Consider the following 23889-nt stretch of genomic DNA (forward strand, 5'->3'; position numbering starts at 1 on the left):
ATTCCCGTTTTAGCGCAATATATTGTTTTGCCGTTATCCCCTCGACAGCGTCTTTTTCTTCAGGTTATTTTCTAAGCATGCCACACGGGTGGCAGCGTCGCTCGGACGGTCCGGGCGCTAACGTGACTCTGAGGAATCTATGGCTGAATTCAGTCCTGAACGCCGTTTTACGCGTATCGATCGTCTCCCCCCTTATGTTTTCAATATCACTGCTGAACTGAAAATGGCTGCGCGTCGGCGCGGTGAAGACATTATCGATTTCAGTATGGGTAACCCTGACGGCCCAACGCCGCCGCATATCGTTGAGAAACTCTGCACAGTTGCCCAGCGTCCCGATACCCATGGGTATTCAACCTCACGCGGCATTCCACGCTTGCGTCGGGCGATCTCCCGCTGGTATCAGGATCGTTATCAGGTGGATATCGATCCTGAAAGCGAAGCGATTGTGACCATTGGCTCCAAAGAGGGGCTGGCCCACCTGATGCTGGCGACGCTCGATCACGGCGATACCGTCCTGGTGCCGAATCCGAGCTACCCAATTCATATTTATGGGGCGGTGATTGCTGGCGCGCAGGTGCGTTCTGTCCCACTGGTGGAAGGCGTCGACTTCTTCAACGAGCTGGAACGGGCGATTCGTGAAAGTTATCCGAAGCCGAAAATGATGATCCTCGGTTTCCCGTCCAACCCAACGGCACAATGCGTCGAACTCGAATTCTTTGAGAAAGTGGTCGCGCTGGCTAAGCGTTACGACGTGCTGGTGGTACACGATCTCGCCTATGCTGATATCGTTTATGATGGCTGGAAAGCGCCGTCAATTATGCAGGTACCGGGTGCCCGTGATGTGGCGGTTGAGTTTTTCACCCTGTCGAAAAGCTACAACATGGCGGGCTGGCGAATTGGATTTATGGTGGGAAACAAAACGCTGGTGAGCGCACTGGCGCGTATTAAAAGTTACCATGACTATGGTACGTTTACGCCATTGCAGGTCGCGGCCATCGCGGCGCTGGAAGGGGATCAGCAGTGCGTGCTTGATATTGCCGCCCAGTACAAGCGCCGCCGTGATGTGCTGGTAAAAGGGCTTCACGAAGCGGGCTGGATGGTTGAAATGCCTAAAGCTTCCATGTACGTCTGGGCGAAAATCCCCGAGCCGTATGCGGCGATGGGATCTCTGGAATTTGCCAAAAAACTGCTTCAGGACGCGAAGGTTTGCGTTTCTCCAGGCATTGGCTTTGGTGACTACGGTGACACGCATGTGCGTTTCGCGCTGATCGAAAACAGCGACCGTATCCGTCAGGCTGTGCGGGGGATTAAAAGCATGTTCCGCGCGGATGGCCTGCTTGCAGTTAAGAGCGTCGTGGAACAACCCGAGTCGTAACGGACACCAAAAAAACAGGCGCCAACGGCGCCTGTTTTTTTGACTGCATTTTCTTAACTAGATCATCAGAGCAAACGTTCCGGCCCAAACTAAAACAATAACCGAAATGCCCATAAAGAAATATTTCACGTTTCATCGCTCCGCGTATCTTCCGGTACGCATTAAAAAAACAGAGTCCAACTGAGTATAGAGAGTTGAAATCATGCGAAAGGGGAAATCGGAATTATCCCGTTACGTCGCTAACTTCAGCTCTGAATTCTGTGCTTTCCTGTCGCCAGACGGCGCTAATGTACGCCTAAATTTCAGGAGTGACAAGAGGCATTTTTTTAAATAATTTCCGATACTTACGAGTGTCGTGGAACGGCGACAGTTTGATTTCGGTACGCAATAAATGCCTGTTGAGCGACGGTCGAAAAAAGCCGTTACGCACTGCGATTACAGGTGCTTGAAAAGGTTAGTTTCTTAGCGAAACTAACCTTCGAAAGGGGTTAGATATAAAGTGAGGCTTCGCCCAGAGGGCGGGTTTTAAAGCGGCGGTGCATCCACAGATACTGCTCAGGTGCTCGCATAATCTCAAACTCAATCACCTTATTGATAAAGGTCGCGGCTTCACTCTCATCCTCAGGATAGTTCGCCATCTCCGGTGAGATATGCAGACGATAGCCTGACTTATCCGCTTTTCTGACCATGGTCACTGTTAACATCGAGGCGCCAGAGAGACGTGAAATCACAAAGGTACCGTTCGTCGTAGCGACATCTTTAACCGCAAAGAAAGGGGCAAAGCTGCTGCCTTTAGGGCCGTAGTCCTGGTCTGGGGCAAACCAGACGGCTTCACCTTTTTTCAGGGCGCCAACCATACCGCGCAGATTGTTACGGCTGATCATCGCCTTATTTGAACGCATGCGGCCCCGCGTTTGTACCCATTCCATCAGTGCGCTGTTATGCGGGCGATAGGTTGCCATCATCGGCTGACAAAGACCCATAACGCGGCCGCCCAGCTCAAGCGACATAAAATGCACACCCACAACCATCACGCCGCGTTTTTGCATCTGGGCATGTTTGAGGTTATCCAGACCTTCAACGTCAAACCATTTACGGACACGCTCGTCTGGCCAGAACCAGGCCATACCGGTTTCAAGCAACGCCATACCGATAGATTTAAAGTTTTCAGCGATCAGCGTTTCACGCTGCTGCGCATTGTAATGCGGAAAGCAAAGTTCAAGATTTTTTCGGGCAATGGACTCGCGACGCTTAAGAAAGTGACGCGATGCGCTGCCGAGCTTCGAACCCAGGAAGCGAATCACGGGATAAGGAAGCTGGACCAGCAGCCAAAGTACGCCAAGGCCGAACCATGTAAACCAGTAGCGCGGGTGCAGAAACGCCCGCTGAAATTTGGATTGAGACAAAATAGTGGAACCTTTGTAAAGCCTGTGAAGGTAGCGCAGACTTCGCGATACCACGTGCCATTGAGACCGTAGGACGAGGTCATGGTTGCAGGCTTTACCGTTCTTTACGACGTTGCCTGGCCATTGCTGACTTGGGTGGGCGGCTTAATGTAGCACCGTTATACATTATGAGCTATTACTCGTTTTTGCTTAAAAAAGCGGCAATTGCAAAGCGGATTGATAAATCAGGGATTATAGGGGGAAATTAAAAGTGTCCCCTGCAGGAATCGAACCTGCAACTAGCCCTTAGGAGGGGCTCGTTATATCCATTTAACTAAGGGGACGAAGCGGCAAGAGTATAGCGTTATTTACACTTCTCGTTAAGCGCATTGCCGCCTGACTGGTCAAAGAGTCGCCGTTCACGCCGATTTTTCGGCAGTTTTATCCTTTTTTTCCTGAGCCTTAAGTTCGGCCTTACGCTTGTTGGACATGTCGTTACGGATTTGCGCATGGCTCAGCAGTGCAAAGATAAAGGTTCCGCCACAAATGTTGCCTGCGAGAGTAGGCAGGGCGAACGGCCAGAAAAAGTCGCTCCAGTGGAGTGTGCCGTTAAATACCAGATAAAGGATTTCAACGGTCCCGACAACAATGTGCGTGGTATCGGCGAGTGCGATAAGCCAGGTCATCAGGATAATCACCACGATTTTCGCGCTGCCCGCTGACGGGAACATCCAGACCATAGTGGCGATGATCCAGCCGGAGATAATGGCATTAGAGAACATTTCAACCGGCGTATTTTTCATTACATCCATGCCAATCTTCACGAATGCGTCGCGGGTCGGTTCATCAAAGATTGGCATATACTCGAAGGCCCAGGCTGCAACGCCCGTACCGATCAGGTTCCCCAGCAGCACGACGCTCCAGAGGCGCATCAGTAAACCAAAATTACCAAGGGTCGGATTTTGCATGACGGGCAGTACGGCAGTGACGGTGTTCTCCGTGAAAAGCTGCTGTCGCGCCATAATGACGATAATAAAGCCGAACGTGTAGCCTAAATTCTCCAGCAAAAAACCGCCCGGCACGCCTTCCAGCTGAACGTGAAATATACCTTTGGCGAGCAGAGAGGCGCCCATCGACAGACCGGCTGCGATGGCCGACCACAGCAGGGCCATTGCATCACGCTCCATCTCCTTTTCGCCATCCTGGCGAATATGCTCATGAATGGCCATGGCGCGCGACGGCAGGCGATCCTCATCGACTTCTATCTCTTCTCCCCGGTCTTTCTCCTCACTTTCAATCTCATGTTCCTCATTGTTCTCGCCAATTTTTTCTTCGTTAATATCTTTCATAACTGCTCCTTCGGGGTAATCGCTCATTTAAGCGTAGCGGCTTTTGGCGCCTTGCCCGTGGGGAAGCTCTTAAATTGCTGAAAATGGCAATAAAGGTGAGACATCTCTTTCAAAGCCAATATAAAATTGCCAGCGAAACGAATTCTTAAAGACAGGCTATGCTGAAATTAGCGTGATGACGCGAGCGGGTCGTCATTGTCCTCGTAGACATCGGTAAGCGTGCTGTTACAATCACTTGCACGTTTCAGGCGGAGCCTCACAGGCTCCGTCACAGATGGCATTCAACGATAGCCATATTGAACAGGGAGAAATATATGAAGCTTCGGCTGTCGGCGCTTGCGCTGGGCGTAACGATGCTTGTGGGCTGCGCCAGCTCTGGCGAGCAAACGGGACGCTCCGATCCTCTCGAAGGATTTAACCGTTCAATGTACAACTTTAACTATAATGTGCTGGATCCATATCTGGTTCGTCCGGTTGCCGTGGCATGGCGTGACTACGTTCCGCAGCCAGCGCGTAACGGGCTGAGCAACTTTACCAGTAACCTGGAAGAGCCAGCGGTGATGGTGAACTACTTCCTCCAGGGCGACCCGTATCAGGGGATGGTGCATTTCACCCGTTTCTTCCTGAACTCTCTGCTGGGTATGGGCGGCTTAATAGATGTCGCAGGCATGGCGAACCCGAAATTACAGCGTGAACAGCCGCATCGTTTCGGCAGCACACTGGGGCATTATGGCGTAGGTTATGGGCCGTATGTGCACCTGCCATTCTACGGCAGCTTTACCGTGCGTGATGATGGCGGCGATATGGTGGATACGCTGTATCCGGTGCTGTCATGGCTCACCTGGCCGCTGTCGATTGGTAAATGGACCGTGGAAGGGATTGAAACGCGTGCGCAACTGCTGGACTCTGACGGTCTGCTGCGTCAGTCTTCCGATCCGTACATCATGGTCCGCGAGGCCTATTTCCAGAACCATGACTTTATTGCCAACGGCGGTAAGCTGAAGCCGGAAGATAATCCGAACGCGAAAGCCATCGAGAACGAATTAAAAGATATCGATTCGGAATAAATAAAAAAGGTGAGCGATGCTCACCTTTTTTAATCGTGTTGGGATTAGAACGCGTAGTTGAAGTTGGTACCAAACAGCCAGGCTTTACCTTCAGAGGTAAACTCGTAAGGGCCTTCCTGGAAGGTCACTTTCTGTCCATGCATGTACGACACGCCCGCGTCGATAGAGGCATTCTCGTTGAACGCGTAGGTTGCCCCCGCACTTACCCAGAAACGGTCCTGATCCGGAATGGAGATAGAACGCTTATCTGCCGGTACCGGACTGTCATCAAATGCCACGCCGGTACGGAACGTCCAGTTGTCATCCATATAATAGGTCGTACCAAGTGCGATACGGTAAGCATCGTGGAAGCTTTCGTCTTTATAGAACAGCGTCTGGCCGTTGCTGCCGGTGGCTTTCAGCTCCTGGAACTGGCTCCAGCTGGTATACGCGAGGCTATAGTGAATAGCCCACTGCGGCGCAACGCGGTTATAACCTGACACTTCCCACATTTCTGGCAGATGCAGTGACAGTGAACCCGGTACGGTTTGATTCGAGGTACCCCATGGAATGGTGGTGCCTGCGCCCGGTACCATACCGTTGACTGGGCTCAGGATGCCGCTTTTGTAATCGCCATCGAAGTCAATCTTCACTTCTGAGCGGTAGGTCAGACCCCAGCGGTTGTTTTTATCCAGTTCATACAGGATACCGGCGTTCCAGCCGTAACCCCACTCGTCACCTTTCAGGCTGGCAATTTTATTGCTGTTTTTCGGCAGCGCAGCAGTTTGCTCCCCGGAATAACGCTCGATTTTTGCATCAGCGTAGACAGCATCAAAGCCCAGACCAAAGCTCCAGTTATCGTTCAGACGATATGCGCCGCTCAGGTTAAGGTTCAGGGTCGTCAGGTCGGTTTTACCGCCGTATTCCCCGGCCGGGTAGTTGTTATTGAACTCCGTTGCCAGGCCATAGTTAGAGGTGACAGAGGCACCCCAACCAAACTGTTCATTGATTGGCGCAACAAAGTGCAGGTTAGGCACCCACGCCGTTGGTGCAATGTTATCCGCCTTCAGATCTGCGCCGGTATACTGAGATTTGCCAGAAATGTTGACATCAGGATCGATGTAAACCGCACCGGCAGAGAAGGTAGGGCGATCAAACATCATGATAAGCGCCGGGTTACGGCTTGCGTTGCCTGCGTCATCGGCAATCGCACCTTCCCCGGAATACGCACGGCCAAGGCCAGAGGAAGAAAATTCGTTTAACTGGAAGCCCGCTGACCAGGCGGACGTTGAGACGATTGCCACTGCAACTGCTAAAGCAGTTTGTTTGAACAGGGTTTTCTGGCTCATGACCATAACCTCATTGAGTTATTTTTATTCAATAATTGTTACATACCGTAACAGGAGCGCGAAGTGTAGGGTCTGAGGTATGACATACAAATCAGACCAGTGGCGAGAGTATAGGTCTGACCAGCTGGGATGTTGCAAGTTTGTTTATTAATATTTTCAAACATGTTTCATGAAACGAGATCTGGTTGGCAAAATTGTGACCAGTACGATTCATCCGAAAAGGTGAATTTTGTTTTAGATCATTTTTTAGTGTGATATTGCTCACTTATCCGGTTTTGCGCCATTAACGGCTGGAGGGGGCTCGTCCGGGGGCGTAAAATAGTCGCATCGTGTTTATCTCGCGCGCTGCGCGAATACAGAGGAAATTGAGCTATGAGTAAATGCAGTGCTGATGAAACCCCGGTTTGCTGCTGTATGGATGTTGGCACCATTATGGACAACACCGATTGCACCGCCTCTTACAGCCGCGTATTCCCTAACCGCGCTGAAGCGGAAGAGACGCTGGCCGCGCTGAGCAAGCGTGCGCGTGAAGTCGAATCCGATCCATGTGAAATCAAATCTACCTTTACGGAAGTAGAAGGCGGCGTGCAGCTGGATATCGACTTTGTGTTCGCCTGCGAGGCAGAAACGCTGATCTTCCAGCTGGGCCTGCGTTAATTCCTGCGGTCTGGTGCCCTCACCCCAACCCTCTCCCACGGGAGAGGGCGCAAACACTAAAAACGGTAACCCACGGGTTACCGTTTTGCTTTTACCCTGGGCATTTTCTTTTTCTTCTCTGTGCCTTAGCTCGCAATTTTTCGCTTCCCCGATTGGCTCAATGTAAAAAAATAGTTAAGACTATTATCAGGTCAGACCACTTAACGTGCGCGCAAAATTTTTTTACAGGGGAGTGTTATGAGTCAGGCATTACCGCTTATCACCCGTCACGGTGACCGCATTGCCATTGTCAGCGGGTTACGTACGCCGTTTGCACGTCAGGCAACCGCGTTTCACGGTATACCGGCTGTCGATCTGGGAAAAATGGTGGTGGGGGAGATGCTGGCTCGCAGCGAGATCCCGCCAGAGGTTATTGAGCAACTGGTTTTCGGCCAGGTGGTACAGATGCCGGAAGCACCCAATATCGCGCGTGAAATCGTGCTGGGTACCGGCATGAATGTTCATACCGACGCCTACAGCGTCAGCCGCGCCTGCGCCACAAGTTTCCAGGCGGTGGCGAACGTGGCGGAAAGCCTGATGGCGGGGACCATTCGCGCGGGGATCGCCGGCGGCGCGGATTCCTCCTCCGTGCTGCCCATCGGCGTCAGCAAACAGCTGGCCCGCATCCTCGTGGATGCCAACAAAGCTCGCACTACCGGTGCAAAGCTTAAACTCTTCTCGCGTTTACGCCTGCGCGACCTCATGCCCGTGCCACCTGCCGTTGCTGAATACTCCACCGGCCTGCGCATGGGCGATACAGCCGAGCAGATGGCAAAAACCTATGGTATTACCCGCGAACAGCAGGATGCGCTGGCGCATCGCTCGCATCAGCTGGCAGCGAAAGCCTGGTCGGAGGGCAAACTGACCAACGAAGTGATGACCGCCTATGTACCGCCTTACCGGGAACCGCTCGCGGAAGATAACAACATTCGCGGCACCTCAACCCTGGCAGATTACGCAAAACTGCGCCCGGCCTTTGACCGTAAACATGGCACCGTTACGGCGGCCAACAGTACGCCGCTGACGGACGGTGCCGCCGCCGTGATCCTGATGACGGAATCCCGGGCGAAAGAGCTGGGCATCACACCGCTGGGCTATTTGCGCAGCTACGCCTTTACCGCCATCGATGTCTGGCAGGACATGCTGCTCGGACCGGCCTGGTCCACGCCGCTGGCGCTGGAGCGCGCGGGGCTAACGCTCTCCGATCTCACGTTAATTGATATGCACGAAGCCTTTGCCGCACAAACGCTGGCAAACGTGCAGCTTATGGCGAGCGAACGTTTTGCCCGCGACGTGCTGGGCCGCGCACATGCCACAGGCGAAGTGGATCAAAGTAAATTCAATGTGCTGGGTGGCTCCATTGCTTACGGTCATCCGTTTGCAGCGACCGGGGCGAGAATGATCACCCAGACGTTGCACGAACTGCGTCGCCGTGGCGGCGGCTTTGGTCTCGTCACCGCCTGTGCGGCGGGCGGTCTGGGCGCAGCAATGGTTCTGGAGGCTGAATAATGGAAACGACATCTGCATTTAACCTTGTTGTTCGCCTTGATAACGTGGCCGTTATCACCATTGATGTGCCCGACGAAAAAATGAATACCCTGAAGGCGGAGTTCGGCGTTCAGGTGCGTGCGATGCTCAGACAGATCCGCGAAAACAAAGCGATACGTAGCCTGGTATTTATCTCGGCAAAGCCGGATAACTTTATTGCCGGGGCCGATATCAACATGATTGCCCGGGCGACAAGCGCTCAGGAAGCAGAAGATCTGGCGCGTCAGGGGCAGCAGGTGATGGCGGAGATCCATGCGCTGTCGATACCCGTTGTCGCTGCGATCCACGGGGCTTGCCTGGGCGGCGGGCTTGAGCTGGCGCTGGCCTGCCACAGTCGCATCTGTACCGACGATGCGAAAACCGTACTCGGACTGCCTGAAGTACAGCTTGGATTGCTGCCCGGTTCAGGTGGCACGCAGCGCTTGCCGCGGCTGGTGGGCGTCAGTACTGCGCTGGAGATGATTTTAACCGGTAAACAGCTGCGCGCCCGTCAGGCGTTAAAGGCGGGTCTGGTTGATGAGGTCGTTCCGCACGCAATCTTGCTTGAGGCTGCCGTTGAGCGGGCGCTGAAAGGTCGTCAGGCGAAACGCCCCCTGCCGGTGCGTGAGCGTATCCTCGCCGGGCCGCTGGGGCGCACGCTGCTGTTTAATATGGTGGGTAAAAAAACCGAGCAAAAAACCAGAGGGAATTATCCGGCAGCGACGCGTATTCTGAAGGTGATTGAAACCGGTTTATCCCAGGGCAGCAGCAGCGGTTATGCCGCGGAAGCGAAAGCGTTTGGCGAGCTGGCGATGACGCCGCAGTCGCAGGCGCTGCGCGGCATTTTCTTTGCCAGCATGGAGGTTAAAAAAGATCCGGGCAGTGAAGCTGAACCGGCTCCGCTGCGCGCCGTTGGGGTTCTGGGTGGTGGGCTGATGGGCGGCGGCATCGCGTTTGTCACCGCCAGCAAAGGCAAATTGCCCGTACGTATCAAAGATATCAATCCTCAGGGCATCAACCACGCGTTGCAGTACAGCTGGCAGAACCTTGATCGCAAAGTGAAACGCCGCCATATCAAGGCCAGCGATCGCGATAAAATCCTCGCGATGATCACTGGCGCCACCGACTACAGTGGGTTTGCACACCGCGATCTGGTGATTGAAGCCGTGTTCGAAGATCTGGCCCTTAAGCAGCAGATGGTAGCGGACGTTGAACAGCATTGCGCGCCGCACACCATTTTCGCGTCAAACACCTCGTCTTTGCCGATCGGCGACATCGCGGCGAAAGCCATGCGCCCGGAGCAGGTGATAGGGCTGCACTATTTCAGTCCTGTCGAAAAAATGCCGCTGGTGGAGGTTATCCCTCATGCCACAACCAGCCCGCAAACTATTGCCACCGTGGTGAAGCTGGCGAAAAAACAGGGCAAAACTCCTGTTGTGGTCGCGGACAAAGCCGGCTTCTACGTCAACCGCATTCTGGCGCCGTATATTAACGAAGCGATGCGGTTGCTGACGGAAGGGGAGAAAATTGAGCACGTCGATGACGCCCTGGTGAAGTTTGGTTTCCCCGTCGGCCCAATCCAACTTTTGGATGAGGTAGGAATTGATACGGGGACTAAAATTATCCCTGTGCTGGAAGCGGCTTATGGCGATCGTTTTGCGCCGCCTGCAAACTTTGTTTCCGCAATTTTGAAGGACGATCGCAAAGGCAGAAAAAATGAACGCGGTTTCTATCTTTACGCCGCGAAAGGGCGTAAAAGCAAGAAACAGGTCGACCCTTCGGTTTATGCGCTTATTCCTGTCACGGGTCAGGGAAAACTGTCGGCGGTTCAGTGTGCTGAGCGCTGCGTGATGATGATGCTCAATGAAGCGGCGCGCTGCTTTGGTGAGCAGGTGATCAAAAGCGCGCGCGACGGCGACATCGGTGCCGTGTTTGGTATCGGTTTTCCGCCATTCCTTGGCGGCCCGTTCCGGTATATGGATACCCTCGGGGCGGGTGAAGTGGTTGCGATCCTGCAACGTCTGGCCTCGCAATACGGTCCACGGTTTACACCTTGTGACGAATTATTGCAGATGGCGGAACGGGGTCAGACATTCTGGCCCGCAAGGGAAACTGATTGCGTAAACTGAAGTCAAAGAAGGGTAAATCTTGAGGTGATGGAACCTGTTATGGCGAAATTGTAAACAAAGATTGACTATACTTACGCCATTGAGGTAAAAAACAGCGTTTCATTCACCGAATGGATCAGGCACAATGCCCGGCCATCGGGTTTTCTACCTCAGAGCATTAATCGCGGGTAGTTAACGCCGGTGATTCTGGTTAACAAAAGCGGTGCAATATGCAAGTTTTTATCATGCGTCACGGCGACGCGGCACTTGATGCCGCCAGTGACTCAGTACGTCCTTTAACCGTCTGTGGCTGCGACGAATCCCGTCAGATGGCGACATGGCTTAAAGGTCAAAAAGTGGACATTGAACGCGTTCTGGTGAGTCCGTTCCTGCGGGCAGAACAGACGCTGGATGTGGTAGGGGAGTGTATGAACCTGCCATCCAGTGTGGATGTTCTCCCTGAACTCACGCCGTGTGGCGATGTTGGCCTTGTCAGTGCTTACCTTCAGGCGCTGTGCAACGAAGGTGTCGCTTCCGCACTGGTCATTTCCCACCTGCCGCTGGTCGGCTATCTGGTATCTGAGCTGTGCCCGGGCGAAACGCCGCCGATGTTCACAACGTCCGCCATTGCCAACGTCACCCTCGACGAAACCGGCAAAGGGGTCTTTAACTGGCAAATGAGTCCGTGCAACCTGAAGATGGCTAAAGCCATCTGACGTGACGTGCGATATGGCGGGGTGCCGCGTGCCTCCCGCCATCGTGTCAGGGCAACTCTGGCGGCTGCCACTCCTCCACCTCAATCAATACCAGCAATGCGGCATCTCCGCCGTACTCTTTCGGTGCCTGATGAAAAGCCATTACGTGTGGATGCTGAGCCAGCCACAGCGGCGTCTGTTGTTTGAGAATATGTTTGCCGTGACCGTGCATCACGCAGGCGCAAAAAACATGCTCGCGTCGGCACGCCGCGATCAACGCCCCCAGCTCCTGCTTCGCCTGCATCTGGGTCAACCCATGCAGATCGAGGAACAGCTCCGGCGAGTAATCTCCCCGGCGTAATTTTTTCAGTTCAAAATGGCTAACGTCTTCGCGCACGTATTTCACCGCACCCTGCGTATTTAGCAGCGGCTGAAACTCATCTGAAAAATAGTGGCTGTTATCGGCCTGCTCCTGAAGCAACCGTTTGACCGGAACCTCGCTGATTTTTTTACGCTGCGGGCGATGGACAATGGTGTCGTGCGTGATTTTACGCGTCCCGGTCATCAGCTGACGGAAGAGAGCCTGATCCTCCTCGCTGAGCGATGTTTTCTTTTTCATTCGTCATTCTCATCTCGTATTTCCGATAGTGTACCCGACTAAACGCATTTTTTAACCTCAAGCGACACGCGTCATTGCTGATTTATCGCCGTCTTCATGGCAAACTAGCCGCCGAAAATTATGCGAGCATGCCCTGGAGGAAAGAGTGGATAAAATTTTTGTCGATGAAGCAGTAAACGAGCTGCATACCATACAGGACATGTTGCGCTGGTCGGTTAGCCGCTTCAGCGCCGCCAATATCTGGTACGGACACGGCACCGATAACCCGTGGGATGAGGCCGTCCAGCTGGTGCTGCCGTCACTCTACCTGCCGCTGGATATTCCGGAAGACATGCGCACCGCGCGCCTGACCTCCAGTGAAAAACACCGCATCGTTGAGCGCGTGATCCGTCGCGTGAACGAGCGTATTCCGGTGGCTTACCTGACCAACAAAGCCTGGTTCTGCGGCCATGAGTTCTATGTTGATGAGCGTGTGCTGGTGCCGCGTTCGCCGATTGGCGAGCTGATCAACAACCACTTTGACGGCCTGATTAACCATCAGCCGCAGCACATACTTGATATGTGCACCGGCAGCGGCTGCATCGCGATTGCCTGCGCGTACGCCTTCCCGGAAGCGGAAGTGGACGCCGTCGATATCTCCACCGACGCGCTGGCCGTCACCGAACATAACATTGAAGAGCACGGCTTGATCCATCACGTCACGCCTATCCGCTCTGACCTGTTCCGCGACCTGCCGACGCTGCAATACGACCTGATCGTCACCAATCCACCGTACGTGGATGCCGAAGACATGTCCGATCTGCCGAACGAGTACCGTCACGAGCCGGAGCTGGGCCTGGCGTCAGGCTCTGACGGGCTGAAGCTGACCCGCCGCATCCTGGCCTGCGCGCCGGATTATCTGACCGACGATGGCGTTCTGATTTGTGAAGTGGGTAACAGCATGGTACATCTGATAGAGCAGTACCCGGATGTGCCGTTCACCTGGCTTGAGTTCGACAACGGCGGTGACGGCGTCTTTATGCTGACCAAAACGCAACTGCTTGATGCACGCGAATACTTCAGCATTTACAAAGATTAATCCAGCGGGCTTCGGCCCGTTTCACAACGCTCAAACACAAACAACAACATCGGAGCCGTGATGGCAGGAAACAGTATTGGACAGGTATTCCGTGTGACCACCTTTGGCGAGTCGCACGGTCTGGCACTGGGTTGTATCGTTGATGGCGTCCCGCCAGGCATCGAACTGACCGAAGCCGATTTACAGCATGACCTTGACCGCCGTCGTCCGGGTACCTCTCGCTACACCACGCAGCGTCGCGAGCCGGACCAGGTCAAAATTCTCTCCGGCGTTTTTGAAGGCCGTACCACCGGGACCAGCATTGGTCTGCTGATTGAAAACACCGATCAGCGCTCCCAGGACTACGGCGCGATTAAAGACGTCTTCCGTCCGGGCCACGCCGACTATACCTACGAACAAAAATATGGCTTTCGCGACTATCGCGGCGGCGGACGTTCTTCCGCGCGTGAAACCGCGATGCGCGTGGCGGCAGGTGCGATTGCCAAAAAATATCTCCAGCAGAAATTCGGCATCGTTATCCGCGGCTGTCTGACCCAGATGGGCGACATTCCGCTGGCAATCAAAGACTGGGATCAGGTAGAACTTAACCCGTTCTTCTGCGCAGATGCCGACAAGCTGGACGCGCTGGACGAGCTGATGCGTGGCCTGAAAAAAGAGGGCGACTCCATTGGTGCGAAAGTCACCGTGGTGGCCGACGGTGTGCCGGCTGGCTGGGGCGAGCCGGTATTTGACCGCCTCGACGCTGACATCGCCCACGCGCTGATGAGCATCAACGCGGTGAAAGGCGTTGAAATCGGCGACGGTTTTGACGTGGTTAAGCTTCGCGGCAGCCAGAACCGCGACGAAATCACGAAGGCGGGTTTCCAGAGCAACCATGCGGGCGGCATTCTGGGCGGCATCAGCAGCGGGCAGCAAATTATTGCCAATATCGCGCTGAAGCCAACGTCCAGCATTACCGTGCCGGGCCACACGATTAACCGTTCAGGCGATGAAGTAGAGATGATCACCAAAGGACGGCACGATCCATGCGTGGGGATCCGCGCGGTACCGATCGCAGAAGCGATGCTGGCGATCGTGCTGATGGATCACTTCCTGCGCCAGCGCGCGCAGAATGCGGATGTGTCGACCACCATTCCACGCTGGTAACTATGAAAAAAACCGCAATCGCTCTGCTGGCGCTGCTGGCCAGTGGAGCAAGCCTGGCCGCCACGCCGTGGCAGAAAATCACCCACCCGGTAGCGGGAAGCGCGCAGTCCATTGGCGCTTTCTCCAACGGGTGTATCGTCGGCGCGCAGGAACTTCCGCTGCTGTCGGACACCTATCAGGTGATGCGCACCGACCAGCGCCGTTACTTCGGCCATCCTGACCTGGTGCTGTTTATTCAGCGTCTTGGCAACCAGGTGCATAACCTGGGGCTGGGGACGATGCTGATTGGCGATATGGGGATGCCTGCAGGTGGTCGCTTCAACGGCGGTCACGCCAGCCACCAGACCGGACTGGATGTGGACATCTTCCTGCAACTGCCGAAAACGCGCTGGAGCTCAGCGCAGCTGCTGAAACCGCAGGCGCTGGATCTGGTCTCGGCCGACGGTAAACGGGTCGTGGCCTCGCGCTGGTCGCCGGAAATTTCCAGCATGATTAAGCTGGCGGCAGAGGATAACGACGTCACACGGATCTTTGTTAACCCGGCCATCAAGCAGCAGCTTTGCCTGGATGCGGGAACGGATCGCGACTGGCTGCGTAAAGTGCGCCCGTGGTTCCAGCACCGGGCGCATATGCATGTTCGCCTGCGCTGCCCGGCGAACAGCCTGGAATGTGAAGATCAGCCGCTGCCACCGCCTGGCGATGGTTGTGGTTACGAACTGCAAAGCTGGTTTGAACCGGCCAAGCCTGGAACCTCTAAGCCTGAGAAGAAGACACCGCCTCCGTTGCCGCCTTCCTGCCAGGCGCTACTGGATGAGCATGTACTTTAATGGATAATTTCGTCGATCTGTTTATGGTGTCACCGCTGCTGCTGGCGGTGCTCTTTTTTGTTGCGATGTTAGCCGGATTTATCGATGCCCTGGCGGGCGGTGGCGGGTTGCTCACCGTTCCGGCGCTGCTGGCGGCAGGCATGAGCCCTGCCCAGGCGCTTGCCACCAACAAACTCCAGGCATGCGGCGGTTCGCTCTCCTCATCGCTCTACTTTGTTCGGCGCAAAGTGGTGAATCTTGCCGATCAGAAGCTCAATATCCTGATGACGTTTATTGGCTCGACGGCGGGCGCGCTGCTGGTCCAGCACGTACAGTCCGACATTCTGCGCCAGATCCTGCCGATTCTGGTTATCTGTATTGGCCTCTATTTCTTACTGATGCCAAAGCTCGGCGAGGAAGACCGGGCGCGGCGACTGCACGGCCTGCCGTTTGCGCTGATTGCCGGTGGCTGCGTCGGTTTTTACGACGGCTTCTTTGGTCCGGGGGCAGGCTCGTTTTACGCGCTGGCATTCGTGACGCTGGCCGGGTTCAACCTCGCCAAATCCACCGCCCACGCCAAAGTCCTCAACGCAACCTCCAACGTTGGCGGCCTGCTGTTGTTTATCATTGGCGGCAAGGTTATCTGGGCTACCGGATTTGTGATGATGGCGGGGCAGTTTTTGGGCGCGCGCGCAGGCTCGCGTCTGGTATTAAGCAAAGGGCAAAAGCTGATCCGCCCGATGATTGTTGTTGTCTCGGCGGTGATGAGCGCCAAACTTCTTTATGACAGCCATGGACAGGAGATCCTCACCTGGTTGGGGATGAACTAATGAACAGTACGCATAAATACGAACAGCTGATTGAGATCTTCGACAGCTGTTTTGCTGATGATTTTAATACCCGTCTGATTAAAGGCGACGACGAACCGATCTATCTTCCTGCTGATGACCAGGTTTCATACAACCGCATCGTCTTTGCCCACGGCTTTTACGCCAGCGGTTTGCACGAGATTTCGCACTGGTGCATCGCGGGGAAAGCGCGTCGCGAGCTGGTGGACTTTGGTTACTGGTACTGCCCGGACGGGCGCGACGCCGCCACCCAGGGGCAGTTCGAAGATGTGGAGGTGAAACCGCAGGCGCTGGAGTGGCTGTTCTGCGTGGCGGCGGGTTTCCCGTTCAACGTCAGCTGTGACAACCTTGAAGGCGACTTCGAGCCAGACCGTATCGTCTTCCAGCGCCGCGTGCATGCGCAGGTGATGGAATATCTTGAGAAAGGCATCCCGGAACGTCCGGCACGCCTGATCGAGGCTTTACAAAATTATTACCATACGCCGGAGATCACGGCGGAATGCTTCCCGTGGCCGGAAGATTTATAACAGAGGAAAGAAGATGATCGCAGAATTTGAATCACGCATTCTGGCGTTAATTGATGACATGGTGGAACACGCCAGCGATGATGAGCTGTTCGCCAGCGGTTATCTGCGTGGTCACCTGACGCTGGCGGTAGCCGCGCTGGAAGCAGGGGACGATCACTCTGCCGACGCCGTTCACGCGGAAGTTACTCGCAGCCTTGAAAAAGCCATTCTGGCCGGGGAACTGTCTCCACGCGACCAGTCTTTAGTGCTGGGCATGTGGGACAATTTGTTCCAGCAGGCTAAACGCTAAGTTGCCGCCTTCTCTTCCCTCTCCCTTTTGGGGAGAGGGCCAGGGTGAGGACACCAGACCGCACCCTACTTAACCCTTTTCCCCTTCAGCAATTTCCGCACCCACAGTCGGTTCGGATTAAGCCCCGCGAGCGTAACCCTGTCCAGCGGAACCGGCTCATCGCTCATTTGCGCGGCTAGCACTTCAGCCAGCAATGGCGCGGAGCATAATCCCCGCGAGCCTAAGCCACCCAACATAAACAGTTCCGGATAAACGGGCGCACTTACCGCCGTTTCTTTGTTGTCTGCAAGATCCTGATAGACTTCAAGCGTGGCGTCATAGTCCGGCACGTTTCCCGCCATCGGCAGGTGATCGCGGGTCGCGCAGCGTACGCCGCAGCGCGCCTGACCCTCACTGACATCAACCTCTTTCGCCCACGACGCATTCGGGAAACAGTCGAGCAGGCGCTGGCGGTTTTGCTGCTGATCCGCTTCGCTGTACTGCATATCTGTTTCACCGCGATGATAGCTGGCACCGATGCAGTGATGGCCGTTGGACGGATTTTGCGGCGTCGCGTAGCCGTCGTAACACAGCACCTGACGCAGTTTGCTCAGTTCGGGCGCGGTCGGGATATGGCTTACCTGGCCGCCGACTGGATAAACCGGCAATGACGCTGTCTGGGTAAACTGAGTGATGTGATGTCCGTTGGCCAGTACAACGCTGGCATGCTGCGACGCTTTGCCGTCAGCAAAACGCAGTTCCCAGTGCGCAGTGCGACTTAGCGATTGAACCTTGTGGGCATAATGCACTGTCAACCCACGCGACTGCCCGAGGGCTATCGCCGCAGAAGTCAGTTCAGCCGGACACAGCCAGCCGCCGAGTGGATACTGAATTCCGCCGCAGCCGGTGTCGACGCCAGCGGTCTCAGCAACCTGCTGAGCCGTCACGGCATGGGCGATGGTTTCCGGCAGCCCCAGCGACAACATTTGGGTGATTTTCTGTTGGCTCTTCTCATCCCAGCCCAACTGCGTCACACCGCACCAGTCGTGGTCGAACGCAACCGGCAGGCTATCGTAAAGGCGACGAGCAAACGTAAACGCAGCCGGGAAGAACTGGAACAGTGCGGGATCGTGTGAACTTAATAAGGGATAAAGCGCGCCCTGACGGTTGCCTGATGCACCCATCGCCGGTGCCTCGTCAGCGCAGTAGAGCGTCACCTGCCAGCCACGGTGCAGCAGCGCCAGTGAGAGCAGGGCGCTGGCAATACCTCCGCCCACAATGGCGACCTCACGCGACGCACTGGGGCGGCGAGCAAACCAGGGTGCCTGTGCCGGGATCGCCAGATCCTGCTCCATCACCCCCACCAGCATGTCGCGTTTGCGGCCAAAGCCTTTGGTTTTCCGCATGGTAAACCCCGCCTCCTGCAACCCACGGCGGACAAAGCCCGCCGAGGTGAAGGTGGCAAGCGTCGCGCCCGGGCGTGCCAGACGTGCCATTGCGCTGAACAGGTGCGGACTCCACATGTCAGGGTTTTTGGCGGGCGCAAAACCGTCCAGGAACCAGGCGTCCACTTTCTGATGCATTGAGTCATCGAGCTTATCGGTCAGGTCGTTAATGTCGCCAAGCCACAGGTCGAGCGTGACGCGTCCGTCGTCCAGAATCAGACGATGACAGCCGCCGATAGCCGGTGGCCACTGGGCCTGAAGCTGTTCCGCCCAGTGGGCAAGCTCCGGCCAGCGCTGATGGGCAAGCCGCAGATCGTGTGCGGTAAGCGGAAATTTTTCGAAACTGATGAAATGTAATCTTTGTAAGGTAGCCTCGGGGTGTGCAGCGCGAAACTGGTCGAAGGCCTGCCAGAGGGTCAAAAAATTCAGCCCGGTGCCGAAACCGCTCTCCGCGACGACAAACAGGCTGCGCGGATGCTCAGGGAAGCGGGTGCTGAGATGATTTCCTTCGAGGAAGACATAGCGCGTCTCTTCCAGTCCGTTATCATTAGAAAAGTAGACGTCATCAAAATCTCGGGAAACAGGTGTACCCTCAGCGTTGAATTCTAGGTTGGCAGGTTGTATGGCGTTTTGTTTCACGTAAGTTACTCGTCCGACAGGCAGTGGCACGATCTTAGCGATGTGAGCCCATCGGTGCAAATTTCCACAGAAAATCGCTGATCGGACTTGTTCGGCGTACAAGTGTACGCTATTGTGCGACTCGAAACTTTTTATAGTGCGACTTACAGAGGTATTGAATGAAACGTGCAGTGATTACTGGCCTGGGCATCGTTTCCAGCATCGGTAATAACCAGCAGGAAGTCCTGGCATCTCTGCGTGAAGGACGCTCCGGGATCACTTTCTCTGAAGAGTTTAAAGATTCTGGAATGCGTAGCCACGTATGGGGTAACGTTAAACTGGATACCACCGGTTTAATTGACCGTAAAGTGGTTCGTTTCATGAACGATGCCTCTATCTACGCCTATCTTTCCATGCAGGAAGCGATCAAGGATTCTGGTCTGAGCGAAGACGCTTACCAGAACAACCCACGCGTGGGCCTGATTGCAGGCTCCGGCGGTTCCTCTAAAGCTCAGGTGTTCGGTGCTGACGCCATGCGCAGCCCGCGCGGCCTGAAAGCGGTCGGTCCATATGTTGTGACCAAAGCCATGGGTTCAGCGGTTTCCGCGTGCCTGGCAACGCCGTTCAAAATCCACGGTGTGAACTACTCCATCAGCTCCGCATGTGCGACCTCCGCACACTGTATCGGTAATGCGGTTGAGCAGATCCAGCTGGGCAAACAGGACATCGTATTTGCTGGCGGCGGCGAAGAGCTGGGCTGGGAAATGGCCTGTGAGTTCGACGCGATGGGCGCACTGTCCACCAAATACAACGAAACGCCAGACAAAGCATCCCGTACCTATGATGCACACCGCGACGGTTTTGTTATCGCTGGCGGCGGCGGTATGGTTGTGGTTGAAGAGCTGGAACACGCGCTGGCGCGTGGCGCGCACATCTACGCTGAGATCGTGGGCTACGGCGCAACGTCTGACGGCGCTGACATGGTTGCTCCATCCGGCGAAGGCGCGGTGCGCTGCATGAAGATGGCGATGCACGGCGTTGATACCCCAATCGACTACCTGAACTCTCACGGCACCTCAACGCCGGTAGGTGACGTGAAAGAGCTGGGTGCGATCCGTGAAGTGTTCGGCGACAACAGTCCGGCGATCTCTGCAACCAAAGCCATGACCGGTCACTCTCTGGGTGCTGCGGGCGTGCAGGAAGCGATCTACTCTCTGCTGATGCTGGAAAACGGCTTTATCGCGCCAAGCATCAACATCGACGAGATGGACGAGCAGGCGGCTGGCCTGAACATCGTGACTGAAACCACCGAACGTGAGCTGACGACCGTTATGTCCAATAGCTTCGGTTTCGGCGGCACCAACGCCACGCTGGTGATGCGTAAGCTGAAAGCGTAAGCGTTTGAAGATATAGTAGAAGGGAGCCACGCGGCTCCCTTTTTTTATGCCTGAACACGGAGTTATGCATGACGGCTGTTACCCCTGAGAAGAGCGCTCCTTCCGGGAACCTTTCCCTTTTCCGCATCGCCTTTGCGGTGTTTCTGACCTACATGACCGTTGGTCTGCCGCTGCCGGTGATCCCCTTGTTCGTTCACCAGGAGCTGGGCTATGGCAACACCATGGTCGGTATTGCGGTGGGCATTCAGTTTTTAGCGACGGTATTAACCCGGGGCTACGCCGGTCGCCTCGCGGATCAGCACGGCGCAAAACGCTCGGCGTTGCAGGGCATGTTTGCCTGCGGGCTGGCGGGGGGAGCCTGGCTGCTGGCGGCGCTGTTGCCGATAGATGCAGCGTATAAATTCGCGCTGCTGGTGGCAGGGCGCCTGATCCTCGGCTTTGGCGAAAGCCAGCTGCTGACCGGCACCCTGACCTGGGGAATGGGGCTGGTGGGACCTGCGCGTTCCGGAAAAGTGATGTCCTGGAACGGGATGGCGATCTACGGCGCGCTGGCGGCAGGCGCACCACTGGGGCTGCTGATCCACAGCCAGTTTGGTTTTGCGGTGCTGGCAGGCACCACCATGGTATTACCGCTGCTGGCGTGGGCGTTTAACGGTTCGGTGCGCAAGGTGCCCGCCCATAAAGGCGAGCGTCCTTCGCTGTGGAGCGTGGTGGGGCAAATCTGGCAACCGGGGCTTGGGCTGGCGCTTCAGGGAGTGGGCTTTGCGGTTATCGGTACCTTCGTCTCCCTCTATTTCATGAGCCGCGGCTGGGCGATGGCGGGCTTTACGCTGACGGCCTTTGGCGGCGCGTTTGTATTGATGCGCGTGCTGTTTGGCTGGATGCCGGATCGCTTTGGCGGCGTGAAGGTGGCGGTGGCGTCACTGGTCATTGAGACCGTGGGTCTGGTACTGCTCTGGCAGGCGCCGTCCGCATCCGTTGCGCTGCTGGGTGCGGCGTTAACCGGCTGCGGCTGCTCACTGATCTTCCCGGCGCTGGGCGTTGAAGTGGTTAAGCGCGTGGCTCCGCAGGTGCGCGGCACGGCGCTGGGCGGCTATGCGGCGTTTCAGGATATCTCTTACGGCATCACCGGGCCGCTGGCGGGGCTGCTTGCAACGTCGTTTGGCTATCCTTCCGTATTTCTCGCCGGTGCGGTGTCAGCGGTGGTGGGGATTGTGGTGACGCTGTTGGCGTTTCGCAGGTCGTAGTTTTTGCCCGGTGGCGCTCCGCTTACCGGGCCTACAACCGCGCGAACCGTAGGCCGGGTAAGGCGTAGCCGCCACCCGGCAGTTTTAAGCAACCAGCCAGAAAATCGCCAGCGCAATCACCAACGCGATAAACATCAATCCCGGACGGGCAGAAAGCGTTTTGAACGTGTCAACAACGGGGGCAAACAGCGGGTTGTAGATCGGCTTAATGTTTCTTACCTCCGGCACGCCGCCTTCCCGCTCGGCGCGGCGAACGAAGATCTGATTCAGTAAATCCTGTACCTGCGCGGTGGTCAGCACGGTTTGCGGTGTCGCCTGCCAGCTCTGCTGGGCGTAATCCCGGATCATATCGAACTCGTGCGGTTCCAGCGGTTGTTTCAGTGCCGCCTGTACGCTGTGCAGGGTCGGAGCGCTCTGGGTGCTGAGCGTCTGACGCGCCTGGAGCCAGGTGACCAGATGGGTAAACTGTTTTGCCGGGATCATCTCGCCCGCTTTCACACCGGAAAGTTCCAGCATGGATTGCCAGATAAGCTTTGTCGGTTCGCCGGTGGCGGCAGCCAGCTTAGTGACCATCTGCTTGAGCGTATTATGCTCCGCAGGCTGCAATGGCCGTTCTGTAGACGGGCGCTGTTGCGGCTGCGGGATAGAAAGCTGATTGCTTTGCAGCAGGGTCAACACGGTTTTCAGCTGTTCCGGCGAAAGCTGGCTCAGGGCGGTATGACCGTACTGTTGACGGATAAAATCACTCACTGCCTGACGATTATTCCCCTGGCCCAACAGCTCGGTCAGCTGCGAGATAATCTGGCGGGTAGTATGTTGCTGCTGTGCGCTGGTAAGACGCTGGTTCAGGTTTTGTTCGGCGGCAGGGAAATGGCGCGACTGTAGCGGCGCATCGTTTCTGACGCCCAAATCGTGCTTAACGCCGGCCCATACCTCTGCGTTTTGCTGTGAGGTCAACGCAATAAGACGCGTGATAAGACGCTCCAGTACGGTGCGTTGCTGCGTGGAGAGCGGTTGTTCGCCTGGCGTGTTGGGCGTTACGGGGCCTTCACCCGGAGGGCGCGGAGGCGTACCTGAAATGGGCTGCATCGTCAAAAATCCTTAAAGTCAAACTCTGCGTAACCGGGCGGAGATATATGCCCGGCGGCGAGATTATGGCACACTTGGCAGGTTTACTTCCTCTCAAACAGGTACTCAGACGTGAAAATCCTCGTTGATGAAAATATGCCTTACGCCCGTGAGCTGTTCAGCCGCCTGGGTGAGGTTAAGGCTGTCCCTGGTCGCCCGATTCCGGTCAGCGAACTGGACGATGCAGACGCCCTGATGGTGCGCTCGGTGACCAAAGTAAATGAGGCGCTGCTCACCGGCAAAGGGGTTAAATTTGTCGGGACGGCAACGGCCGGGACCGATCATGTGGATGACCAGTGGCTTAAGCAGGCGGGGATTGGTTTTTCCGCGGCACCAGGCTGTAACGCCATTGCCGTCGTGGAATATGTATTCTCCTCGCTATTGATGCTGGCCGAGCGCGATGGTTTTGCGCTGAAAGACCGCACCGTCGGGATTGTGGGTGTGGGCAACGTGGGCGGACGTCTGCAAAAGCGTCTGGAAGCCTGGGGCATCCGCACTCTGCTGTGCGATCCGCCGCGTAAGGATAACGGCGATGAGGGCGATTTCCGCACGCTGGATGAGCTGGTCGACGAGTGCGACGTCATCACCTTCCATACGCCGCTCTTTAAAGAAGGGCCGTACAAGACTCTGCACCTGGCCGACGAAAAGCTGATCCGCCGTCTGAAGGCTGGCACTATTCTGATAAATGCCTGCCGGGGACCGGTGGTGGATAACGCGGCGCTGCTGACATGTCTCGACGAGGGACAAGATCTTAGCGTCGTACTGGACGTCTGGGAGCCAGAGCCGGATCTCAACGTCGCATTGCTGAATAAGGTGGACGTGGGTACCGCGCATATCGCGGGTTATACCCTTGAAGGCAAAGCGCGTGGCACAACCCAGGTGTTTGAGGCTTACAGCGCCTTTATCGGCCATCCGCAGCAGGTCGCGCTGGATACGCTGCTGCCCGCCCCGGAATTTGGTCGCATTACCCTTCATGGACCGCTGGATGAGGCAACGCTGAAAAGACTGGTGCATTTGGTGTATGATGTGCGCCGCGATGACGCGCTGCTGCGTAAAGTGGCGGGTATTCCGGGTGAGTTTGACAAGCTGCGCAAAAATTACCTTGAGCGCCGCGAGTGGTCTTCCCTGTATGTGATGTGCGATGACGCCCCCGCGGCGGCGCTGTTGCATCAGCTGGGATTTAACGCCGTTCACCACCCGGCACGTTAATGTCTTCTTAATGCTCCCTGTCG

General features: G+C 55.9%; 22 protein-coding genes and 1 tRNA gene. 15 read left to right on the plus strand and 8 right to left on the minus strand.

The window, feature by feature from the left end:
• The first annotated feature begins 139 nt into the window (after positions 1–139).
• Positions 140–1375 (plus strand): alanine transaminase, encoded by a 1236-nt coding sequence (gene alaC / locus CKK19_RS03920; protein ID WP_023300650.1) that lies wholly within the window; start codon positions 140–142, stop codon positions 1373–1375.
• A 57-nt stretch (positions 1376–1432) separates the two neighbouring features.
• Here the strand turns inward: alaC and ypdK are convergent, their stop codons facing one another.
• The 4 genes from ypdK to CKK19_RS03940 all read right to left on the minus strand — a co-directional run bounded on the left by ypdK (position 1433) and on the right by CKK19_RS03940 (position 4109).
• The gene (gene ypdK, locus CKK19_RS25350; RefSeq protein WP_099458937.1) at positions 1433–1504 is read right to left on the minus strand and encodes a membrane protein YpdK; all 72 of its coding nucleotides are present in this window, start codon (positions 1502–1504) and stop codon (positions 1433–1435) included.
• Positions 1505–1863: 359 nt separating this feature from the next.
• Positions 1864–2784, minus strand: coding sequence for a kdo(2)-lipid IV(A) palmitoleoyltransferase (lpxP, locus tag CKK19_RS03930; RefSeq protein WP_168713920.1), 921 nt, complete (start codon positions 2782–2784; stop codon positions 1864–1866).
• A gap of 248 nt (positions 2785–3032) precedes the next feature.
• Positions 3033–3104: transfer RNA gene (locus CKK19_RS03935), tRNA-Arg, on the minus strand.
• A gap of 75 nt (positions 3105–3179) precedes the next feature.
• Positions 3180–4109, minus strand: a complete 930-nt coding sequence (locus tag CKK19_RS03940; RefSeq protein ID WP_022648872.1) for a formate/nitrite transporter family protein — start codon at positions 4107–4109, stop codon at positions 3180–3182.
• A 314-nt stretch (positions 4110–4423) separates the two neighbouring features.
• Here CKK19_RS03940 and mlaA point away from each other — a divergent pair, with 314 nt between their 5' ends.
• Complete coding sequence (mlaA, locus tag CKK19_RS03945; RefSeq protein WP_022648871.1) at positions 4424–5176, plus strand: phospholipid-binding lipoprotein MlaA; 753 nt, start codon at positions 4424–4426, stop codon at positions 5174–5176.
• A gap of 44 nt (positions 5177–5220) precedes the next feature.
• On the opposite strand, the gene fadL is transcribed toward mlaA, so the two are convergent.
• Positions 5221–6504 carry a long-chain fatty acid transporter FadL gene (fadL, locus tag CKK19_RS03950; RefSeq protein WP_022648870.1) on the minus strand — a complete coding sequence of 428 codons (1284 nt, stop codon included), beginning with the start codon at positions 6502–6504 and terminating at the stop codon, positions 5221–5223.
• A 372-nt stretch (positions 6505–6876) separates the two neighbouring features.
• Here fadL and CKK19_RS03955 point away from each other — a divergent pair, with 372 nt between their 5' ends.
• The 4 genes from CKK19_RS03955 to sixA all read left to right on the plus strand — a co-directional run bounded on the left by CKK19_RS03955 (position 6877) and on the right by sixA (position 11551).
• Positions 6877–7161, plus strand: a complete 285-nt coding sequence (locus CKK19_RS03955) for a YfcZ/YiiS family protein (protein ID WP_022648869.1) — start codon at positions 6877–6879, stop codon at positions 7159–7161.
• 237 nt (positions 7162–7398) lie between these two features.
• Entirely contained in the window at positions 7399–8709 is a 1311-nt protein-coding gene (gene fadI, locus CKK19_RS03960) for an acetyl-CoA C-acyltransferase FadI (protein ID WP_023300649.1), read from the plus strand.
• Positions 8709–10856 carry a fatty acid oxidation complex subunit alpha FadJ gene (fadJ, locus tag CKK19_RS03965; RefSeq protein WP_063853417.1) on the plus strand — a complete coding sequence of 716 codons (2148 nt, stop codon included), beginning with the start codon at positions 8709–8711 and terminating at the stop codon, positions 10854–10856. The genes fadI and fadJ overlap by 1 nt, the downstream gene beginning before the upstream one ends.
• A 209-nt stretch (positions 10857–11065) precedes the next feature.
• Entirely contained in the window at positions 11066–11551 is a 486-nt protein-coding gene (gene sixA, locus CKK19_RS03970; protein WP_003861375.1) for a phosphohistidine phosphatase SixA, read from the plus strand.
• Positions 11552–11597: 46 nt separating this feature from the next.
• On the opposite strand, the gene smrB is transcribed toward sixA, so the two are convergent.
• Positions 11598–12149 (minus strand): endonuclease SmrB, encoded by a 552-nt coding sequence (smrB, locus tag CKK19_RS03975; protein WP_022648866.1) that lies wholly within the window; start codon positions 12147–12149, stop codon positions 11598–11600.
• Between the two features lie 145 nt (positions 12150–12294).
• On the opposite strand from smrB, the gene prmB reads away from it, so the two are divergent.
• Genes prmB through CKK19_RS04005 form a run of 6 tightly spaced genes read left to right on the plus strand, consistent with a single transcriptional unit; the run spans position 12295 to position 16843 of the window.
• Entirely contained in the window at positions 12295–13227 is a 933-nt protein-coding gene (prmB, locus tag CKK19_RS03980) for a 50S ribosomal protein L3 N(5)-glutamine methyltransferase (protein WP_022648865.1), read from the plus strand.
• A gap of 60 nt (positions 13228–13287) precedes the next feature.
• Positions 13288–14373 (plus strand): chorismate synthase, encoded by a 1086-nt coding sequence (gene aroC / locus CKK19_RS03985; protein WP_022648864.1) that lies wholly within the window; start codon positions 13288–13290, stop codon positions 14371–14373.
• A 2-nt stretch (positions 14374–14375) separates the two neighbouring features.
• Positions 14376–15200 carry a penicillin-insensitive murein endopeptidase gene (gene mepA / locus CKK19_RS03990; RefSeq protein WP_063147680.1) on the plus strand — a complete coding sequence of 275 codons (825 nt, stop codon included), beginning with the start codon at positions 14376–14378 and terminating at the stop codon, positions 15198–15200.
• The gene (locus CKK19_RS03995) at positions 15200–16009 is read left to right on the plus strand and encodes a sulfite exporter TauE/SafE family protein (RefSeq protein ID WP_022648863.1); all 810 of its coding nucleotides are present in this window, start codon (positions 15200–15202) and stop codon (positions 16007–16009) included. Before mepA ends, CKK19_RS03995 begins: the two co-directional genes overlap by 1 nt.
• Positions 16009–16554, plus strand: coding sequence for an elongation factor P hydroxylase (locus CKK19_RS04000; RefSeq protein ID WP_023300646.1), 546 nt, complete (start codon positions 16009–16011; stop codon positions 16552–16554). The genes CKK19_RS03995 and CKK19_RS04000 overlap by 1 nt, the downstream gene beginning before the upstream one ends.
• Positions 16555–16567: 13 nt before the next feature.
• Complete coding sequence (locus tag CKK19_RS04005; RefSeq protein ID WP_022648861.1) at positions 16568–16843, plus strand: YfcL family protein; 276 nt, start codon at positions 16568–16570, stop codon at positions 16841–16843.
• A 65-nt stretch (positions 16844–16908) separates the two neighbouring features.
• On the opposite strand, the gene mnmC is transcribed toward CKK19_RS04005, so the two are convergent.
• The gene (gene mnmC / locus CKK19_RS04010; RefSeq protein WP_023300645.1) at positions 16909–18906 is read right to left on the minus strand and encodes a bifunctional tRNA (5-methylaminomethyl-2-thiouridine)(34)-methyltransferase MnmD/FAD-dependent 5-carboxymethylaminomethyl-2-thiouridine(34) oxidoreductase MnmC; all 1998 of its coding nucleotides are present in this window, start codon (positions 18904–18906) and stop codon (positions 16909–16911) included.
• 158 nt (positions 18907–19064) lie between these two features.
• On the opposite strand from mnmC, the gene fabB reads away from it, so the two are divergent.
• Both fabB and CKK19_RS04020 read left to right on the plus strand, forming a co-directional pair.
• Positions 19065–20282, plus strand: a complete 1218-nt coding sequence (fabB, locus tag CKK19_RS04015; RefSeq protein WP_022648859.1) for a beta-ketoacyl-ACP synthase I — start codon at positions 19065–19067, stop codon at positions 20280–20282.
• A 68-nt stretch (positions 20283–20350) separates the two neighbouring features.
• Positions 20351–21529, plus strand: a complete 1179-nt coding sequence (locus CKK19_RS04020; protein WP_063853419.1) for an MFS transporter — start codon at positions 20351–20353, stop codon at positions 21527–21529.
• An 84-nt stretch (positions 21530–21613) separates the two neighbouring features.
• Here CKK19_RS04020 and flk read toward each other — a convergent pair whose 3' ends face one another.
• Positions 21614–22618, minus strand: a complete 1005-nt coding sequence (gene flk / locus CKK19_RS04025; RefSeq protein ID WP_063853420.1) for a flagella biosynthesis regulator Flk — start codon at positions 22616–22618, stop codon at positions 21614–21616.
• A gap of 111 nt (positions 22619–22729) precedes the next feature.
• On the opposite strand from flk, the gene pdxB reads away from it, so the two are divergent.
• Positions 22730–23866 carry a 4-phosphoerythronate dehydrogenase PdxB gene (gene pdxB / locus CKK19_RS04030; RefSeq protein WP_023306650.1) on the plus strand — a complete coding sequence of 379 codons (1137 nt, stop codon included), beginning with the start codon at positions 22730–22732 and terminating at the stop codon, positions 23864–23866.
• Positions 23867–23889: the final 23 nt, after the last annotated feature.

Origin of the sequence: Enterobacter sp. CCUG 70166 (genome assembly GCF_020224095.1) — a bacterium.
Taxonomy (GTDB): Bacteria; Pseudomonadota; Gammaproteobacteria; order Enterobacterales; family Enterobacteriaceae; genus Enterobacter; species Enterobacter intestinihominis.

Bases quoted from the DNA above. Each gene is read 5' to 3' on its own strand.
- alaC (WP_023300650.1), top strand. From the start codon at position 140: ATGGCTGAATTCAGTCCTGAACGCCGTTTTACGCGTATCGATCGTCTC.
- CKK19_RS03940 (WP_022648872.1), bottom strand. From the start codon at position 4,109: ATGAAAGATATTAACGAAGAAAAAATTGGCGAGAACAATGAGGAACAT.
- mlaA (WP_022648871.1), top strand. From the start codon at position 4,424: ATGAAGCTTCGGCTGTCGGCGCTTGCGCTGGGCGTAACGATGCTTGTG.
- fadL (WP_022648870.1), bottom strand. From the start codon at position 6,504: ATGAGCCAGAAAACCCTGTTCAAACAAACTGCTTTAGCAGTTGCAGTG.
- CKK19_RS03955 (WP_022648869.1), top strand. From the start codon at position 6,877: ATGAGTAAATGCAGTGCTGATGAAACCCCGGTTTGCTGCTGTATGGAT.
- fadI (WP_023300649.1), top strand. From the start codon at position 7,399: ATGAGTCAGGCATTACCGCTTATCACCCGTCACGGTGACCGCATTGCC.
- fadJ (WP_063853417.1), top strand. From the start codon at position 8,709: ATGGAAACGACATCTGCATTTAACCTTGTTGTTCGCCTTGATAACGTG.
- sixA (WP_003861375.1), top strand. From the start codon at position 11,066: ATGCAAGTTTTTATCATGCGTCACGGCGACGCGGCACTTGATGCCGCC.
- smrB (WP_022648866.1), bottom strand. From the start codon at position 12,149: ATGAAAAAGAAAACATCGCTCAGCGAGGAGGATCAGGCTCTCTTCCGT.
- aroC (WP_022648864.1), top strand. From the start codon at position 13,288: ATGGCAGGAAACAGTATTGGACAGGTATTCCGTGTGACCACCTTTGGC.
- mepA (WP_063147680.1), top strand. From the start codon at position 14,376: ATGAAAAAAACCGCAATCGCTCTGCTGGCGCTGCTGGCCAGTGGAGCA.
- CKK19_RS03995 (WP_022648863.1), top strand. From the start codon at position 15,200: ATGGATAATTTCGTCGATCTGTTTATGGTGTCACCGCTGCTGCTGGCG.
- CKK19_RS04000 (WP_023300646.1), top strand. From the start codon at position 16,009: ATGAACAGTACGCATAAATACGAACAGCTGATTGAGATCTTCGACAGC.
- CKK19_RS04005 (WP_022648861.1), top strand. From the start codon at position 16,568: ATGATCGCAGAATTTGAATCACGCATTCTGGCGTTAATTGATGACATG.
- fabB (WP_022648859.1), top strand. From the start codon at position 19,065: ATGAAACGTGCAGTGATTACTGGCCTGGGCATCGTTTCCAGCATCGGT.
- CKK19_RS04020 (WP_063853419.1), top strand. From the start codon at position 20,351: ATGACGGCTGTTACCCCTGAGAAGAGCGCTCCTTCCGGGAACCTTTCC.
- flk (WP_063853420.1), bottom strand. From the start codon at position 22,618: ATGCAGCCCATTTCAGGTACGCCTCCGCGCCCTCCGGGTGAAGGCCCC.